This is a genomic window from Bacillus sp. FSL P4-0334 (assembly GCF_038004825.1).
Classification (GTDB): Bacteria; Bacillota; Bacilli; order Bacillales; family Bacillaceae; genus Bacillus; species Bacillus velezensis.
Window position 1 is genome coordinate 3,878,541 of the sequence record NZ_JBBORX010000001.1, and the last position, 15,358, is coordinate 3,893,898.

The 15,358-nt window shown below is 48.2% G+C and carries 19 protein-coding genes; 3 read left to right on the forward strand and 16 right to left on the reverse strand.

The window, feature by feature from the left end:
- Positions 1 to 2: 2 nt before the first annotated feature.
- Positions 3 to 659 carry a DUF421 domain-containing protein gene (locus tag NSQ37_RS19530; RefSeq protein WP_003152699.1) on the reverse strand — a complete coding sequence of 219 codons (657 nt, stop codon included), beginning with the start codon at positions 657 to 659 and terminating at the stop codon, positions 3 to 5.
- Positions 660 to 825: 166 nt separating this feature from the next.
- On the opposite strand from NSQ37_RS19530, the gene NSQ37_RS19535 reads away from it, so the two are divergent.
- Positions 826 to 1,212 (forward strand): TIGR04086 family membrane protein, encoded by a 387-nt coding sequence (locus NSQ37_RS19535; RefSeq protein ID WP_003152697.1) that lies wholly within the window; start codon positions 826 to 828, stop codon positions 1,210 to 1,212.
- 51 nt (positions 1,213 to 1,263) lie between these two features.
- On the opposite strand, the gene yajC is transcribed toward NSQ37_RS19535, so the two are convergent.
- From yajC to nadB, 13 genes are all read right to left on the reverse strand, one after another.
- Positions 1,264 to 1,524: a preprotein translocase subunit YajC gene (yajC, locus tag NSQ37_RS19540; RefSeq protein ID WP_012118091.1), complete on the reverse strand. Its 261-nt coding sequence runs from the start codon at positions 1,522 to 1,524 to the stop codon at positions 1,264 to 1,266.
- A gap of 30 nt (positions 1,525 to 1,554) precedes the next feature.
- The gene (gene tgt, locus NSQ37_RS19545) at positions 1,555 to 2,700 is read right to left on the reverse strand and encodes a tRNA guanosine(34) transglycosylase Tgt (protein WP_025285051.1); all 1,146 of its coding nucleotides are present in this window, start codon (positions 2,698 to 2,700) and stop codon (positions 1,555 to 1,557) included.
- A gap of 27 nt (positions 2,701 to 2,727) precedes the next feature.
- Positions 2,728 to 3,756, reverse strand: a complete 1,029-nt coding sequence (gene queA, locus NSQ37_RS19550; protein ID WP_015240297.1) for a tRNA preQ1(34) S-adenosylmethionine ribosyltransferase-isomerase QueA — start codon at positions 3,754 to 3,756, stop codon at positions 2,728 to 2,730.
- Positions 3,757 to 3,781: 25 nt separating this feature from the next.
- On the reverse strand, positions 3,782 to 3,982 hold the full coding sequence (locus tag NSQ37_RS19555) for a DUF2905 domain-containing protein (RefSeq protein WP_003152687.1): 201 nt from the start codon (positions 3,980 to 3,982) through the stop codon (positions 3,782 to 3,784).
- A complete protein-coding gene (gene ruvB, locus NSQ37_RS19560; RefSeq protein WP_007408185.1) occupies positions 3,975 to 4,979 on the reverse strand; it encodes a Holliday junction branch migration DNA helicase RuvB in 1,005 nt (334 codons plus the stop codon). The genes NSQ37_RS19555 and ruvB overlap by 8 nt, the downstream gene beginning before the upstream one ends.
- 10 nt (positions 4,980 to 4,989) lie before the next feature.
- The gene (gene ruvA, locus NSQ37_RS19565) at positions 4,990 to 5,595 is read right to left on the reverse strand and encodes a Holliday junction branch migration protein RuvA (protein WP_003152683.1); all 606 of its coding nucleotides are present in this window, start codon (positions 5,593 to 5,595) and stop codon (positions 4,990 to 4,992) included.
- Positions 5,596 to 5,729: 134 nt separating this feature from the next.
- Positions 5,730 to 6,239, reverse strand: coding sequence for an intercompartmental signaling factor BofC (locus NSQ37_RS19570; protein WP_025285052.1), 510 nt, complete (start codon positions 6,237 to 6,239; stop codon positions 5,730 to 5,732).
- A 132-nt stretch (positions 6,240 to 6,371) separates the two neighbouring features.
- Positions 6,372 to 6,491 (reverse strand): hypothetical protein, encoded by a 120-nt coding sequence (locus tag NSQ37_RS21290; protein ID WP_007612850.1) that lies wholly within the window; start codon positions 6,489 to 6,491, stop codon positions 6,372 to 6,374.
- A 133-nt stretch (positions 6,492 to 6,624) separates the two neighbouring features.
- Positions 6,625 to 7,218, reverse strand: a complete 594-nt coding sequence (locus tag NSQ37_RS19575; RefSeq protein WP_025285053.1) for a YhcN/YlaJ family sporulation lipoprotein — start codon at positions 7,216 to 7,218, stop codon at positions 6,625 to 6,627.
- A gap of 148 nt (positions 7,219 to 7,366) precedes the next feature.
- Positions 7,367 to 8,557, reverse strand: coding sequence for a spore coat assembly protein SafA (gene safA / locus NSQ37_RS19580; RefSeq protein WP_341124534.1), 1,191 nt, complete (start codon positions 8,555 to 8,557; stop codon positions 7,367 to 7,369).
- Between the two features lie 126 nt (positions 8,558 to 8,683).
- A complete protein-coding gene (gene nadA, locus NSQ37_RS19585) occupies positions 8,684 to 9,787 on the reverse strand; it encodes a quinolinate synthase NadA (RefSeq protein ID WP_012118097.1) in 1,104 nt (367 codons plus the stop codon).
- 1 nt (position 9,788) lies between these two features.
- Positions 9,789 to 10,637, reverse strand: a complete 849-nt coding sequence (nadC, locus tag NSQ37_RS19590; RefSeq protein ID WP_025285055.1) for a carboxylating nicotinate-nucleotide diphosphorylase — start codon at positions 10,635 to 10,637, stop codon at positions 9,789 to 9,791.
- Positions 10,619 to 12,184 (reverse strand): L-aspartate oxidase, encoded by a 1,566-nt coding sequence (nadB, locus tag NSQ37_RS19595; protein ID WP_085342227.1) that lies wholly within the window; start codon positions 12,182 to 12,184, stop codon positions 10,619 to 10,621. The genes nadC and nadB overlap by 19 nt, the downstream gene beginning before the upstream one ends.
- A gap of 106 nt (positions 12,185 to 12,290) precedes the next feature.
- On the opposite strand from nadB, the gene NSQ37_RS19600 reads away from it, so the two are divergent.
- Together NSQ37_RS19600 and NSQ37_RS19605 are read left to right on the forward strand one after the other, a co-directional pair.
- Positions 12,291 to 13,442 (forward strand): IscS subfamily cysteine desulfurase, encoded by a 1,152-nt coding sequence (locus NSQ37_RS19600; protein WP_341124537.1) that lies wholly within the window; start codon positions 12,291 to 12,293, stop codon positions 13,440 to 13,442.
- On the forward strand, positions 13,439 to 13,981 hold the full coding sequence (locus NSQ37_RS19605) for a transcription repressor NadR (RefSeq protein WP_033574182.1): 543 nt from the start codon (positions 13,439 to 13,441) through the stop codon (positions 13,979 to 13,981). The genes NSQ37_RS19600 and NSQ37_RS19605 overlap by 4 nt, the downstream gene beginning before the upstream one ends.
- A gap of 26 nt (positions 13,982 to 14,007) precedes the next feature.
- Here the strand turns inward: NSQ37_RS19605 and pheA are convergent, their stop codons facing one another.
- Together pheA and thrR are read right to left on the reverse strand one after the other, a co-directional pair.
- Positions 14,008 to 14,865: a prephenate dehydratase gene (gene pheA / locus NSQ37_RS19610; RefSeq protein ID WP_003152668.1), complete on the reverse strand. Its 858-nt coding sequence runs from the start codon at positions 14,863 to 14,865 to the stop codon at positions 14,008 to 14,010.
- Between the two features lie 13 nt (positions 14,866 to 14,878).
- Positions 14,879 to 15,322: a transcriptional regulator ThrR gene (thrR, locus tag NSQ37_RS19615; RefSeq protein WP_007408173.1), complete on the reverse strand. Its 444-nt coding sequence runs from the start codon at positions 15,320 to 15,322 to the stop codon at positions 14,879 to 14,881.
- Between the last annotated feature and the right edge of the window lie 36 nt (positions 15,323 to 15,358).

A 15,358-nucleotide genomic window follows, 5' to 3' on the forward strand; every position in this document is an offset into this window, starting at 1 on the left:
ATTCACGGCTCCCCTTTTTCATCTTTAAGATCAATAAAAAAAGCGCCGTCCGTAAACGTGCAGAATGATATAACCGAAAGATCGCGATATCCTCTTTTTGCTAAATTTTTTTCGAGCCAGTGTTTATCTTTCCCGATTCTGTCCAGATGCTCGTTCTGAATGACCCCGTCAACGATAAGCGATGTTTCCATCTGCTTATCCTTATTGTTTTTCTTTTTGACGATCGACAGTTTGCCTGAAGACTCCAAAATGGCGTATGACACGTCAGAGATTCTATCGATGTTATTCTCCCTCAGCTGCATAAGAAGATCGTCAAAATTGTAGCGCTGCGATCTCATCGCCCGTTCATCAATTTTTCCCTGTTTTATAATAATGGTGGGTTTTCCGTCAAGCAGCTGCCGTATTTTTTGGCTTTTGAGCGAAATAAAAGCAAGGCTTACTTGAATAATCATTAAAACGACAATCGGCACAATCGTATGCAAAAGCTTATCTTTTACATTTTCAATTGCCAATACGGCAATCTCGGCAATCATAATGGAGACGACAAGGTCTAAAATGCTCAGTTCTCCGATTTCCCGTTTTCCCATCAGTCTGAAAATCACAAGAATGATAAAATAAAGCACAATCGTACGAAACGTAATAATGAAAATATCTTCCATATCGCACCTCCAACGGTCATAGCATTTGCCATCGGCTCTGAATTATGTAAGAAACGGGCTGAACATCATGCATTTACGTCTAATTCGAACATTCAGAGAATACATTTAGAAAAAGACGGGCTCCGGCTTGTCATATATCAGGCCGCAGGGCGGAGAGGAGATAAAAATGGAAGAAACGAAACAAGTGGGAAGAGGCGTCTTGTACGGCTTAGTGGCTATCTTTGCGGTGATGCTTCTTACGAGTTTGGCGATTTCGCTTTTACTGACGGTTACCTCAATGGAAGAGTCATCTTTCAGCTGGCTGATCACCGCGCTTTCCTTTCTTTCTTTATTTGCGGGCGGTTTTATATCGGGCGGCAAAGCGAAGGAAAAAGGCTGGATGATCGGAGCGTTAACCGCCGTCTGTTTTTCATTAATCATCTTGCTGTTTCAATATTTAGGGTTCGGAAAAACGTTTACATCCGGTCAGCTTTTGTTTCATCTCGGCTTTTTGGGAGTCAGTATGCTGGGCGGCATTTTCGGAGTGAATTTGAAAGGAAGCAGATCAGCGTAATAAAAAAAGAGCGGATTCTCCGCTCTTTTTTTGTATGTATGAGCTTCGCTGTTATTCAGCGGAAGCTTCTCTGATTGCGCGGCGGTCAAATGTTAAACGGGTGTTATCACCTGTTTTAATGACGACCTTGCTTTCATCAATTGACTCAACAGTGCCGTGCAATCCTCCGATTGTCACCACTGAATCCCCTTTTTTCAGCTCTTCCTGCATCTGGCGTACGGCCTTCTGCTGCTTTTGCTGCGGACGGATGAGCAGGAAATAAAGCACTGCAAACATTAAAATAATAGGAACGATTGTACCTAAAGTACCCATCTGTTTCCCTCCCTTCAAGAATGGTTTTATTTAGAAGCTTTTCGCATTTGGCTTATTATAGCCGTAACGCTCAAAGAACTCTTCTCGGAAATCACCAAGACGATCCTCCCGGATGGCTTGTCTGACCTGCTCCATTAAGTGTAACAGAAAATGAAGGTTATGGTAAGTTGTTAATCGAATTCCAAACGTTTCATTACAGCGGATCAAATGTCTGATGTAAGCGCGGGAGTAATTTTTGCATGTATGGCAGCTGCACTCTTCATCAATCGGACGGAAATCACGCTCATATTTGGCGTTTTTCATATTCAGACGCCCTTCATTCGTAAACACCGTGCCGTTTCGGGCAATCCGGGTGGGCAGTACGCAGTCAAACATATCCACGCCGCGAATGGCGCCGTCAATTAAGGCATCCGGTGAACCCACACCCATTAAATATCTCGGCTTGTCCTTCGGTAAAAGCGGAGTTGTAAACTCAAGCACTCGGTTCATGACGTGCTTCGGCTCGCCGACAGATAACCCGCCTATGGCATAACCCGGAAAATCAAGCGAAACCAAGTCTTTTGCACTTTGTGTCCGCAGGTCTTCGTATTCTCCGCCCTGTACGATTCCGAACAGCCCCTGCTCACCTGAGCGCCCGTGCGCCTCCAGGCAGCGTTCCGCCCAGCGGCTGGTCCGTTCCACAGAGCGTTTCATGTAATCATACTCTGCCGGATACGGCGGACACTCATCAAACGCCATCATGATATCAGAGCCGAGGGCGTTTTGAATTTCCATCGCTTTTTCCGGAGATAAAAACAGCTTGTCTCCGTTTAAGTGATTGCGGAAATGAACGCCTTCTTCTTCTATATTACGAAACTTGCTCAATGAAAAGACCTGAAAACCGCCGGAATCCGTTAAAATCGCGCGGTCCCAGTTCATAAACTTATGAAGCCCGCCCGCTTCTTTTACAATGTCATGTCCCGGGCGGAGCCATAAATGGTACGTATTGCTTAAAATAATGCCCGCATCCATAGATTTCAGCTCGTCCGGAGACATCGTCTTTACCGTAGCAAGCGTGCCGACCGGCATAAATACAGGCGTCTCAAAGGAGCCGTGGGGCGTATGGACTCTGCCCAGGCGCGCTCCCGTTTGTTTGCATTCCTTTATAAATTCATAACGTATCGGTTGTTCAGCCACTTTGTATGAGGCCTCCTGTCATTCAAATTAGATAATCAGCATGGCGTCGCCAAAGCTGAAGAAACGATATTCCTCTTCTACCGCATGACGGTAGGCGGAAAGAACATGCTCTCTGCCGGCAAGCGCAGAAACGAGCATAATAAGGGAAGATTTCGGCAGATGAAAATTGGTGATCATGCCGTCAATCGCCTTAAATTCATATCCCGGATAAATGAAGATGGACGTCCAGCCGCTTGAAGCGGTAAATTCGCCGGCATGCTCGCCGGCGATGGTTTCCAGGGTGCGCGTTGATGTCGTCCCGACCGACACGATACGCCCTCCCGCCTTTCTGACCTCGTTTAAAGAGGCGGCGGTTTCTTCCGTCATTTCATAAAATTCCGCGTGCATGTTATGCTCTTCCACATCATCCGCACTGACCGGGCGGAATGTGCCGAGTCCCACATGAAGTGTGATAAATTCAATCCGCACACCTTTTTGCTTCAGCTCGTCCAGAATCTCTTCCGTAAAATGAAGTCCGGCCGTCGGAGCTGCGGCAGATCCGATTTCTTTTGAAAAGACGGTCTGATACCGTTCTTTATCATCAAGCTGCTCTTTAATATAAGGAGGCAGCGGCATTTCACCGAGTGATTCAAGCACTTCGTAAAAAATCCCGTCATACCGGAATTCTATTTTTCTGCCTCCGTGATCAAGCTCCTCCGTGCAGACCGCTGTCAGCCGGCCGTCGCCAAATGTCAGGACCGTTCCTTTTTTTACGCGTTTCGCCGGCTTTACGAGCGTTTCCCATGTATCATTTTCTTCCTGTTTTAATAACAGAAGCTCCACTTTCGCTCCCGTATCTTCTTTTGTGCCGAATAATCTTGCAGGCAGCACACGGGTATTGTTCAAGACGAGGCAATCCCCTTCATTAAAAAAGCTTACAATCTCTTTAAATGAACTGTCCGTCAGCCCGCCCGTCTGTTTGTCGAGCACCATCAGCCGCGATGCGTCACGCTCTTTAAGCGGCACTTGGGCAATGAGGCGTTCAGGCAGTTCAAAATCAAATAAATCGACTTTCATCATTTCACCTTAATTCTGTCTATTGTTATTTCATTCTGCCGAAAAAATTAAGCAGAATGGATAGTATCACACTGATCACAATACAAGTGACAACGGGAAAGAAAAATGTAACATTTCCCTTCTTAACGAAAATATCTCCGGGCAGCCTTCCGACAAAGTGCCAGACTGCGCCGGCAATAAGCAAAACGGCACCGAGAACCATGAGAACCTTCGGAAAGTCAGTCACGGGCGGGCGCCTCCAATCGAAAATGTTCATACACAGCCGGAGTCACGACCCGTCCCCTCGGCGTCCTCTGAAGAAATCCGATCTGCAGCAGATACGGTTCGTACACATCCTCTATTGTATGCGGTTCTTCGCCGATTGTCGCGGAAATCGTATCAAGACCGACGGGACCGCCGCTGAATTTTTCGATCATGCCCATCAGCAGCTTATGGTCGATATGGTCAAGGCCGAGCGCATCGACTTGAAGACGTTCGAGCGCGTCGTGAGCGATTTCTTCCGTGATGCGGCTGTCGCCGAGCACCTGGGCAAAATCTCTCACCCTTCTGAGCAGACGGTTTGCAACCCGCGGCGTTCCTCTTGACCGTCTGGCGATTTCCAGAGCCGGGGCTTTTTCGATATCCACTTCAAAAACGTCAGCCGTTCTTGACACGATATCTGTCAGCTCTTCCTGCGTATAGTATTCAAGGCGCGACAGCACCCCGAACCGGTCTCTGAGCGGTGCGGTCAATAATCCGACCCTTGTCGTCGCTCCTACAAGCGTAAAAGGGGGAAGGTCGAGACGGACGGAGCGGGCGGACGGGCCTTTTCCAATGACAATATCAAGGCAGAAATCCTCCATCGCCGGGTACAGCACTTCCTCAATTGAGCGGTTCAGCCTGTGAATTTCGTCTATAAACAGCACATCCCCTGGTTCGAGCGCCGTCAAAATGGCTGCCAAATCCCCCGGTCTTTCGATGGCGGGACCTGACGTCGTCCGCATCTCCACACCCATCTCATTGGCCACGATAGACGCAAGCGTTGTTTTCCCGAGACCCGGAGGCCCGTATAAAAGAACGTGGTCCAGCGTTTCCTGCCTCATTTTCGCCGCATCGATAAACACGCGCAGATTTTCTTTCACCTTCTTTTGGCCGATATACTGGGCGAGATTCTGCGGCCTGAGGCTTTGCTCGATTATTGATTCATGGCTGTCTGCTTCACTTGAAACGAGCCGTTCATCCATGAACATCACCTTACTTTAATAATTTTTGCAATGCTTTTTTTACATATTGATCTGTTGAAAGCGCCGTTTCCTCTTTTAAGTGAGGAAGCACTTTTTTAATTTCTTTTTCGGCGTAGCCGAGAACCCGGAGCGCTTCAAGCGCCTCGTCAAGCGCCGTTTCAGCCTCTTGTTTTTCAATGCGCGCTTCATGATTGAACAGGTTGTCAATCATTTCAGGCACGACGTCGGCCAGTTTGCCTTTCAAATCAAGAATAATCTGCCGCGCCGTTTTTTTGCCCACACCCGGAAATTTCACCAAAAAGGCTTCATCTTCCTGTTCGATCGCTTCGATGACGGCTCCGGGGTCACCGGAACCGAGGATGGCGAGCGCCCCTTTAGGCCCGATGCCGGTGACGTTCAGCAGCTTTGTGAAAAGCGCTTTTTCTTCCCGGGTTGAAAAACCGTACAAAGAAAAGGCATCTTCTTTTATATGATGATACGTAAAAATGGTCTCTTGATTGCTTACCTTATAAATAAACGGATTCGGAGTGAAGACCTGATAGCCGATTCCGCCGTTTTCAATCACGATGTATTGGGGAGATACATAATCAATCGTCCCCTTCACGAATTCAATCACACCTATTCACCTCTTTGACTGCTTATCATTGTAACACAAAAACAGCCAAAGTCTTATAGAAAAGTTAACGTATGTTCGCTTTGACACCTTCCATTCAGAAAAAAAAGACATGTGTCACATGTCTTGCGTCAAAGTCAGCCGCTGTAAGTCTTAATATGATCGATCACGCTCTCAAACTCCGCTTTTGTCCTGTACGGTATGCCGTGTTCCAAGTGCTTTTGCAATCGGCTTTCCAGTCTTTCTATATCAATCTGGAAGAAAGATTGAATCGGCTCGGCCAGCGATCCGGGACGGCCGTGAAAAGTGGAGATGACGCCCCCGTCCGTGACCCCGATATAACCGTTAACCTTACTGAGCGGAGAAATGTCATCAACATGCTTACGGAAAAGGACGAAGCCTTTTTTCTGCTCAACGAGCGTCCAGCCGGCATATGCGGCCCAAAAATCCTCCATCGCCAAAACGGTTTCATCCGTATGTTCGATGCCGACATCACCGTCCAGATAGACCTTTTCCAGCTGGACGTGCACCCGAAGCGGCCCGTAATGCTCAACCTCCGCCCCGTATGCGCCTTTTCCTCCGCAAATCAGGACTGCAGCCGATAAGACAAGCATAAACAATAGACGAGCACCGCAAATTCGTTTCACCAATAACACCTCTTTATTCAATCAAACTCTTGATGCTAGTTTGACCAAAGATGCCGGTGCTTAATCGTTTTCTTTCATTTGTCTGTTTCAGCCGAAAAAAAGCAGCTCTCTAAATGAGGGCTGCTGCGATGATTATGCCCGGCCGGCTGAAATCAGTTTCATTTGTCCGGGCGTCAGTTTGAGCCGGTATCCCCTTACGGTCAGATACACAGTTTTTGCTCCGCGGCTTTTGTCATGCTCCGTTTTTTTCATTCCGGCCCCTCCGTTACGTTTTATTACTTTTATGTTAACACCGCAATATAAAGAGCGTTTTAAGAATATGTAAAGAAATGATGAAGCTTTATTCATAAAAATACTGCCGGATGAAATCATCCGGCAGTCCCGTTTAACGGCTGTTTCTGTTCATGTCTTGCAGCTTTGTAAAAGTAGCGTTGTCGGTAAACACTTGAATTGTACGGCCGTCCGCGAATTTTTTGGCCGCATGTTTGACATGTTTATCATCAGTTTTCGTAAAAGGATGATTTGTTCTGACGGCAATGACGACTCTCGTGTCAGTCACGATAACCTGACTATCCTGTACGCCTTTTACTTTTTTCACGCGGTTTGCAACTTTTGCCGCCAACCTGATGTTTTCGGCGTTGTCATACCCATTATAAGACATTGCTGCCGGCGGCGTATTGGCATTTCGGCCGTTATATGTGCCGTCCGTCGTTAACGGAACCCCGTCATTAGGCGCGTACTGGTCGGACACGTTTGTCGTATTATGACGGCCGTTTCGGTTTTCCATCATTTCAGAAACGGGTCCTTGATGGTCCATTCCGTACTGGCCTCTGCCGTTACCATTATCATTCGAATAATATCCAACCGGACGTGTTGACTGGTTGTAGCGTCCGTCATTCATGGCATTATTTGCTCCGCATGCCGTTAAGCTTGCCGTCACGGCTAAAACGCCCGCGATCGTCATCAGTTTTTTACCCAATGGAAAAACCCCCCGTGGATTCATCGCTGTTTTGAGCGTTTTCCGCTCATGTTTAGGATGCGCGGCGGGCGGCGGGTTTAAGCTTGTCAGTTATGTCCATTCCTCAGTTGGACATAAAAAAAGGAACGACATACATCGTCCCGAAACATTAATCTTCTTCTTCCTCCGGCCGTCCGAATACTTGATTTGGACTCGGCTGATTCGGCGCGGCATTAGGATTTGCTCCGCCGTAAGGCATAAAATATCCGGCGTTTGCACCCATATTCGGATACGGCTGCACAGGCATATTTGCGTGATGGTGAAGTGAACCGTGGTGATGGTGGTGGTGATGATGTGAATCATGGCAGCCGCAATCATCATCCTTATATTTTCCATCATGATGAGGCGCGTTTGCGTAATGTGACGAATATCCGCCGTAATACGGCATTTGACCGTACGGAGCACCGCCGAAACCAGATGCAGAACCATCATAATGCTCTGCATTTTCATGGGCCTGGTTTTCATATTCACCGTAACCCGCATGCGGCCCAAATCCCGGATGATGGAATCCGTACGGTAACGGCATCGGCATGACCGGAAAGCCTCCAAAACCTCCTCCAAAACCGCCGAAACCTCCGCCTACCGGGAAGCACGGATGGCATAGTCCCGAACCCGGCAGCATCGGTGTCACCGGAACCGGACAAGGACAAGGCATGCACGGCATCGGATAATGCATAAAAGACGGTTCAACGGCCGGCATATTCGGAAACGGGACATTCGGAATGTTTGGCATGTTCGGCAGATGATAAGCGGCGTTTTCTTCTTCCATCTTTCCGGCTTCAGGCGCCTTTGGCATATTCGGGTAATTCGCGTTTTCCATGTTGATCATTTCCTCCTGTTGTGGAATGTTATTGTCATGCTCTTTTTCTTTCGGCTCGACAAAATGTGTCACCGGTTCCTCCGGCTTAGGAGGCGACCACGGCTGAAACAGCTGATTGGACGGGTAATATTGGTTCATATCAGCTTCCGGCAGCACATTTTCATGCTTTTCAGGGATTGGCGGCACATACGGAATTGACGGCTTTGGTTCTTCCGGTATGGTGTCTTCAATGTCCACAACTGATTTCGGTTTTTCTTTGGCATATGGATGCTCATACTTATGCGCAGACGTTCCGAAGCCGGCCTTAGGTTCTTTTCTGACCGGAACGGCTTCTGAAGGCACCTTTATCTTCATTCCAGGCATAATTAAGTCTGGATTGCTAAGCTGATGATTCAGTTTTTTTAACTCTTCAAGATCAACTCCGTATTTTTCAGCTATTTTCCAGAGCGAATCGCCTTTTTGAACGATATGAATTTTCAACGTTTTCCCCTCCTATGCACAAAACGTGAACGGTACATTTGTCATTACAATACGTTTCTTCACACTATATGCCGATGGACTGGGCATGATGATAAAAAATTTGGGAAGGAGGGGAAATTTTTATGATTACGTATGACTCAGCATTCTGTTCAAAGCACGAAGCGCTTCTGTCCGAACCGCTTCCGGAACTTTAATGACACCTTTCGGCTCGCCTTTTTCAAGCTGCTCAAGCGACCACAATAAATGCGGCAGGTCGATTCTGTTCATTGTCAGACACGGACACATATCGGGATTCAATGATTCAATCTGTTTATCCGGATGCGAGTGAATGAGGCGCTGGACAAGATTCATTTCCGTGCCGATCGCCCACTTGCTTCCCGGTTCAGCCTGTTCGATCGTATCAATAATGTATTTGGTAGACCCGCTGTCGTCACTGAGCGAGACCACTTCCCGCGAACATTCCGGATGAACGATAATGCGGATGCCGGAATCCCGCTGCCGCAGCTGAGAAATATTTTCCGCTGTAAACTTTTCGTGTACGGAGCAATGCCCTTTCCAAAGGATAACCTTAATGTTTTCCGGATGGTCAGTAAGCAATCGGTTCTGCACCGGGTCCCATACAGCCATTTCTGTCAGCGGAATGCCGAGGTCATAGGCCGTATTTCTGCCTAAATGCTGATCCGGCAAAAATAAAATTCTCTCTTTTTGTTTAAAAGCCCATTTCAGCACACTCCGGGCATTTGAAGAGGTGACGGTCGCTCCCCCGTGCCGTCCGACGAATGCTTTAATTTCCGCCGTCGAGTTAACATATGTTAACGGAATGATGGTGTTACCGTACAGTTCTTGAAGCTCTTGCCATGCTTTGTCCGTCTGCTGAATATCTGCCATATCAGCCATCGAGCATCCGGCGCGCATGTCGGGCAAAATGACGGTTTGGTTATCATCAGTCAGCATATCAGCGGTTTCCGCCATAAAATGCACGCCGCAAAACACAATATATTCCGCCTCTTTATTTTTTTCTGCCACTTGAGCAAGCTGCAGGGAGTCACCTGCCGTATCGGCGAATTGTATTACTTCGTCTTTTTGATAGTGATGCCCCGGAATGAACAGGCGCTTTCCGAAAGCCCGTTTAATGGCGGCGACCCGCTTTTCCATTTCTCCAGTGCTCATGTCTTTATAATGGCTCGGCATCATTTCGGCTGATGCAGTTAGCACGTCAAAAATAGACATCTTAAAAATCCCCCTGTTCCGCTGCCTCAACATCCATGCTGATGTCGGCGCTTTTTACTGAATGAGTCAGAAATCCGAGTGAAATATATTGGACCCCCGTTCCTTTATAAGCGGGCAATGTGTCGAGCGTTATGCCTCCGGATGCTTCCGTTTTGATATGGCCCGGTGTCATACCTGCAAAACGCCGGACGGACTCAGGCGGACAGTTGTCAAACATAATAACGTCTGCACCCGCTTCTATTGCCTCGAGCAGCTGCTGTTCGGATTCGATTTCGACTTCCACCGCAAGCATCTGCCCCGCCGTTTTTCTTGCCCGCTCCATGGCCGCCCTTATCGATCCGCAGGCGGCAATATGATTATCTTTTATCATGATGCCGTCATATAAGCCGAAGCGATGATTAAAGCCGCCTCCGACCCGAACGGCGTATTTTTCCAGCATTCTGAGCCCGGGTGTCGTTTTTCTCGTATCACAAAGCTTGATAGTCGGATCATCAAGACGCCTTTTGGCCTCATCCGTCATTGTCGCAATGCCTGACATTCTTTGTATGAGATTCAGAATGACCCGCTCCCCCGTAAGAAGTGCCGCCGCCTGGCCTTCCATTTTCGCGAGCACGTCTCCTTTTTTCATCCGTTCTCCGTCTTTTTTCAGGGAGCGGATGCGGATATCATCGTGTAAAAGCTTCCATCCTTCACGGATAACGGCTTCTCCGGCAAACACGCCGTCTGTTTTTGCGATGATTCGCGCTTTACATTGCTGATCAGAAAAAATCGCTTGTGACGTCGCATCACCCGTTCCGATATCTTCCTGAAAAAAATGAGTCAGCATTTGTTTCAGCTGCAGAATGTCCATAGTTCCCCAATCCTTTCGTTTTTTCTGATAGCTGTTCCAGATGTTGAATGAATGATTTGTTTTCCGTGCCACTCTTTCTCCGTCCCGGGAAAATCAGCGCGAAAATGAGCCCCCCTGCTTTCTTCCCGAATAAGGGCTGAGGTCACAACAAGTTGCGCAGTCTTCCATAGGCAGGATAGCTCGGCTTGTTCTATTGTGATTTCCTTCACATTTATATGACGCACAGATACGTTGTTAAGCCAGGATGCCAGCGCCTGCATGTTTTCTTTTTCCCTGACAATGCCCGCTCCGGTTGTCATTTTGGCTTGGAGCACATGAAGCGCTGTGTCCGGCACTTCTAAGATGACGTCAGATTTCTTCGGGGTTTTTTTATATCTTCCGTTTAACGGCGTTTGAATGATATGTTCAGCACATCGTTTCCCGCTTGCCAGCGCTTCCAGCAGTGAGTTGCTCGCAAGGCGGTTCGCCCCGTGCAATCCTGTGCAGGCGGTCTCGCCTATGGCGTACAAATCAGGCACGGACGTTTTCCCCCAGGTATCGGCTTTTACTCCGCCCATTAAAAAATGCATTCCGGGTGCTACAGGAATCCCGCTTTCAAGATCAACACCGGCTGTTTGACAAATTTCTGTTATGGTCGGAAAACGTTTCTTAAAATCGGCTATTCGGCTGCAATTTATAAAAACAGGATTTTCTTTCATCATTTCTTCATAAATCGCCCGTGAAACCACATCCCGGGGCGCCAAATCTTCAAGCGCGTGTCTGCCAGCCATGATCCTGCGCCCGAAGCGATCCGCTAAATATCCGCCTTCTCCCCTCACTGCTTCAGAAACCAGGCCGTACACAGTCCCGTTTTTCACAAGGAGGGTCGGGTGGAACTGGGTGAACTCCATATCCGTGATCTCAGCTCCCGCGCGGAAGGCAAGAGTGATGCCGTCTCCCGTTATGGCGGAATCATTTGTGTGATATTGGTACAGACTGCCGCAGCCGCCTGATGCAAGCACTACACAATCCGCTCTTCTGTAAGAAACAGCGCCTGAAGCATCCTTTACGGCAACGCCTGCGCATCGTCCGTGTTCAATCAGCAGATCAACAACCGTCTCGTGTTCAATGATCCGTATGCCGTCCCTCAGCTGCTGAACCAGAAACTCAACTAACATCCGTCCGGTCGCATCTCCCCCGGCGTGCAGAATTCTCCTTTTGGAATGAGCGCCTTCCCTGCCGAGACAAAACGTCCCGTCCGACTTCGTATCAAAAGGGAAATGGCCTTCTATCAGCCTGTTTATCATGGTTTGTCCGCTTTTCAGCAAATGCCGCACGGCTGTCACGTCATTGTGTCCGCATCCCGCATACAGTGTATCGTTCACATGGGATTCTATAGAGTCATCTTTTGCGTATGAAACAGCAATCCCGCCTTGAGCATAATGCGAATTGCTGTTCGTTACGTTTCTCTTTGTGATGACGGTCACTTGGTATGACGGAGGAAATGAGGAAGCACAGGCAAGGGCCGCCGTCCCCGAACCAATGACGATAATTGTTTTTTCAGACATACATCACCCTCCTGTTATGTTTACACCTGTCTTGACACCTATATTTACACAACGATAAAATAAACTCAAGCTTTTTTTTAACATAAACGGATAGGAGACGGGCTGTATGATTTATCTTGATTACGCGGCGGGAGCGCCTTTAAGCAAAGAAGCCGCGAAAGTCTTTCAGCATCTCAGCACAGAGGTATACGGCAATGCAAGCAGCCTTCATGACGCCGGAGGAAGAGCGGCGGACGTGCTGGAATATTGCAGACATTCTGCAGGCAAATTGATCGGCGGAGCGGCAGACGGCATTTACTTTACAAGCGGCGGAACGGAAGCGAACATCCTGGCCGTCCAATCATTGCTGCACGGCCTGCCCGATCACAAAAAACATTTTATTACGACCGCAATGGAACACCATTCGATCCATAATGCCGCGGCGTTTTTAGCTGACCGTGGAATTAATGTCACCATCATATATCCCGACGAAAACGGCCTTATAACCGAGGACATACTGGCGGCTCATATCCGTCCTGACACGGGGCTTGTTTCCATACAGCACGCCAATTCAGAAACCGGCCTCATCCAGCCTGTGAATCGTCTGGCCGCTTTTCTTCACCAGAGAAACATTTTGCTGCATTGCGATTGTGTTCAAAGTTTCGGCAAACTGCCGATTGATGCGGATCAGGAGGGAATCGACGCCCTTTCCGTCTCCGGTCATAAAGTATACGGCCCGAAAGGCACCGGGGCTGTTTACATTCGGCCCGGTGTCAGCTGGAACCCGGTTTATCCGCATACCGTGCATGAAAACGGGTTCAGGCCCGGTACGGTGAATGTGCCGGCCATCGGCGCTTTTACCGCTGCTGCCGAGTATGCAGTGAAACATATGGAGGAACACCGTGAGCATGCTGACAGGCTGAGGAATTATTTGTATGACCAAATTCGGCGTCAAGGCCTCCCCATTTCATTTTCAGAGGAAGAAACCGGCGGTGAATGCCTGCCCCACATTGTCGGGTGTTTTTTTCACTCCTTTGAAGGACAATATATTATGTTAGAATGTAATCGTAACGATATTTGCATCTCAACCGGGAGCGCATGTTCCGCCGGCAGCCACGGCCCTTCTTCAGCTATGAAGGCGCTGGGAAAAACCGAACTGGAAGCGCGGCAGTTTTTCCGGATCTCATTCGGAAACGAAACAACATGTGAACAGCTCGATATGCTGATACATACATTTACGGCGCTATGGGAGCAAAAGAAAGGAGAATCAGCAATTTGACAGAAGGAACGAAGCTTACTGGGGAGAAAAGACGCGACATGCTGCTTCATTGGCTGAAAGAAGCCGGCTCGCCATTAACAGGAGGCGAATTGGCCAAAAAAGCAAATGTCTCAAGACAGGTGATCGTGCAGGACATATCGCTTTTGAAAGCAAAAAACGAGCCGATTATCGCGACGAGCCAAGGCTACTTATACATCAGCATGAATGCCGGCGGCGAAAAAAATGCCGAACGGATTGTCGCCTGTCTGCACGGCCCGGAGCGGACGGAAGAAGAGCTTGAACTCATTGTCGATGAAGGCGTCACCATAAAGGACGTCATTATTGAACACCCCGTATACGGCGATTTAACCGCCGCCATAAGAGTCAGTACACGGAAAGAAGTCAAACAATTCATGGAGCACATTAACTCGACAAATGCCGCTTACCTTTCACAGCTGACCGGAGGCGTGCACCTCCATACGTTAAGCGCCCCGACAAAAGAGCGGATTGACCAAGCCTGCCAAGCGCTGGACGACGCGGGTATTTTAATAAAAGATTAAAAAAAAAGCCCCCTGAAGGGCTTTTTTTATATCGAATAGGATTGATATGTTCCCAGAAGCTTGACCCGGCAGCCGAGGGCTTCCATCTCTTGAACGGCACCGGGAATGAGAACCTGATCCATCGCCTGTTCAATATCAATAATAAAGAAATAGTTGCCGAGACCCGTTTTTGTCGGGCGCGATTCGATCTTTGATAAATTCAGGTTTCTCCATGAAAAAGCGGACAGCACCCTGTGCAGCGCACCTGATTGGTCATCTTGGGGAAGCGTTACCATCATCGTCGTTTTCGGCCGTGAAGACAGTTTCGCATTCACTTCGAATGAGACGTCTTTTTCAGGCGAAAGAATGACAAATCTCGTGTGGTTGTCCTGATAATCCTGAATATCCCGCTTCACGATGCTCAATCCGTATGTAGCGGCGGCCATTTCATTTGCAATCACGCCGATCGGAAGGTCCGAATGCTCACTGACATACTTGGCAGCCGCACCTGTTGACTTCGCATACTCATAAGGAACGGACGAAAAATGCCGGTGAAGAAATTTGTGGCATTGCGCAATCGCATGGGAATGAGAATAAATTTTCTCAAGCTTTTTCCACTCATTTTCTCTCGAAGGGTGAACGAGCAGATGCTGGTGAATCGGCAGCGTCATTTCCCCCACGATCGCAAGAGGCTGCTCATGAATCAAATAGTCAATCGTTAAGTTAACCGAGCCCTCCAGCGCGTTTTCCAAAGGAACAAATGCAAGATCAACTTCTCCCGCAACCGCCGCATCCATGCATGCCGGTATTGTTTGATAAGGTGCTTGTGTCACACTGTTTTGAAAGCAGGAACTGACTGCTAGATGTGTAAATGTGGCTTCTGGCCCTAAATAACCGACTTTCATGTCTCTTCTCTCCTTACGCGCCTGACCCTAAGATCTCAACTTTTTCTATAAAATCAAATTTTCTCAGTTTATTCATTAACGTATGAATGTTTTCTTCCATTGCGGACGTACTGATTGAGAGCGTGACATTCGCCCTGCCCTGAAGCGGAATCGTCTGGTGAATGGAAAGCACGTTGCTTCCTGAGTCAGCCACCGCCTGCAAAAGCTGGGATAACGCGCCTGACCGATCCTCCAAATGAAAGAAAAGTGTGATTATTTGTTCTTTAACCATCGTGTAAAAAGGGAAAACCGCATCTCGGTATTTGTAAAAAGCGCTTCTGCTTAAATCAACTTTCTGCACAGCATCTGCAACCGATTCAGCCTTTTTTCTGTCGAGCAGCTTTTTGACTTCAAGGGTTTTCCGCATCGCATCAGGCAGAACGTCTTCACGCACTAAATAAAATGTCTCTTCTTTCACCTGCACCCCTCCCTTTTACATCAGAGAGCCTGCATT

What these genes read in the sequence shown, in the direction of transcription:
- NSQ37_RS19530 (WP_003152699.1), bottom strand. Translation starts at nt 659, where the DNA reads ATGGAAGATATTTTCATTATTACGTTTCGTACGATTGTGCTTTATTTT.
- NSQ37_RS19535 (WP_003152697.1), top strand. Translation starts at nt 826, where the DNA reads ATGGAAGAAACGAAACAAGTGGGAAGAGGCGTCTTGTACGGCTTAGTG.
- yajC (WP_012118091.1), bottom strand. Translation starts at nt 1,524, where the DNA reads ATGGGTACTTTAGGTACAATCGTTCCTATTATTTTAATGTTTGCAGTG.
- queA (WP_015240297.1), bottom strand. Translation starts at nt 3,756, where the DNA reads ATGAAAGTCGATTTATTTGATTTTGAACTGCCTGAACGCCTCATTGCC.
- ruvB (WP_007408185.1), bottom strand. Translation starts at nt 4,979, where the DNA reads ATGGATGAACGGCTCGTTTCAAGTGAAGCAGACAGCCATGAATCAATA.
- NSQ37_RS21290 (WP_007612850.1), bottom strand. Translation starts at nt 6,491, where the DNA reads ATGAAAAAAACGGAGCATGACAAAAGCCGCGGAGCAAAAACTGTGTAT.
- nadA (WP_012118097.1), bottom strand. Translation starts at nt 9,787, where the DNA reads ATGTCTATTTTTGACGTGCTAACTGCATCAGCCGAAATGATGCCGAGC.
- nadC (WP_025285055.1), bottom strand. Translation starts at nt 10,637, where the DNA reads ATGGACATTCTGCAGCTGAAACAAATGCTGACTCATTTTTTTCAGGAA.
- nadB (WP_085342227.1), bottom strand. Translation starts at nt 12,184, where the DNA reads ATGTCTGAAAAAACAATTATCGTCATTGGTTCGGGGACGGCGGCCCTT.
- NSQ37_RS19600 (WP_341124537.1), top strand. Translation starts at nt 12,291, where the DNA reads ATGATTTATCTTGATTACGCGGCGGGAGCGCCTTTAAGCAAAGAAGCC.
- pheA (WP_003152668.1), bottom strand. Translation starts at nt 14,865, where the DNA reads ATGAAAGTCGGTTATTTAGGGCCAGAAGCCACATTTACACATCTAGCA.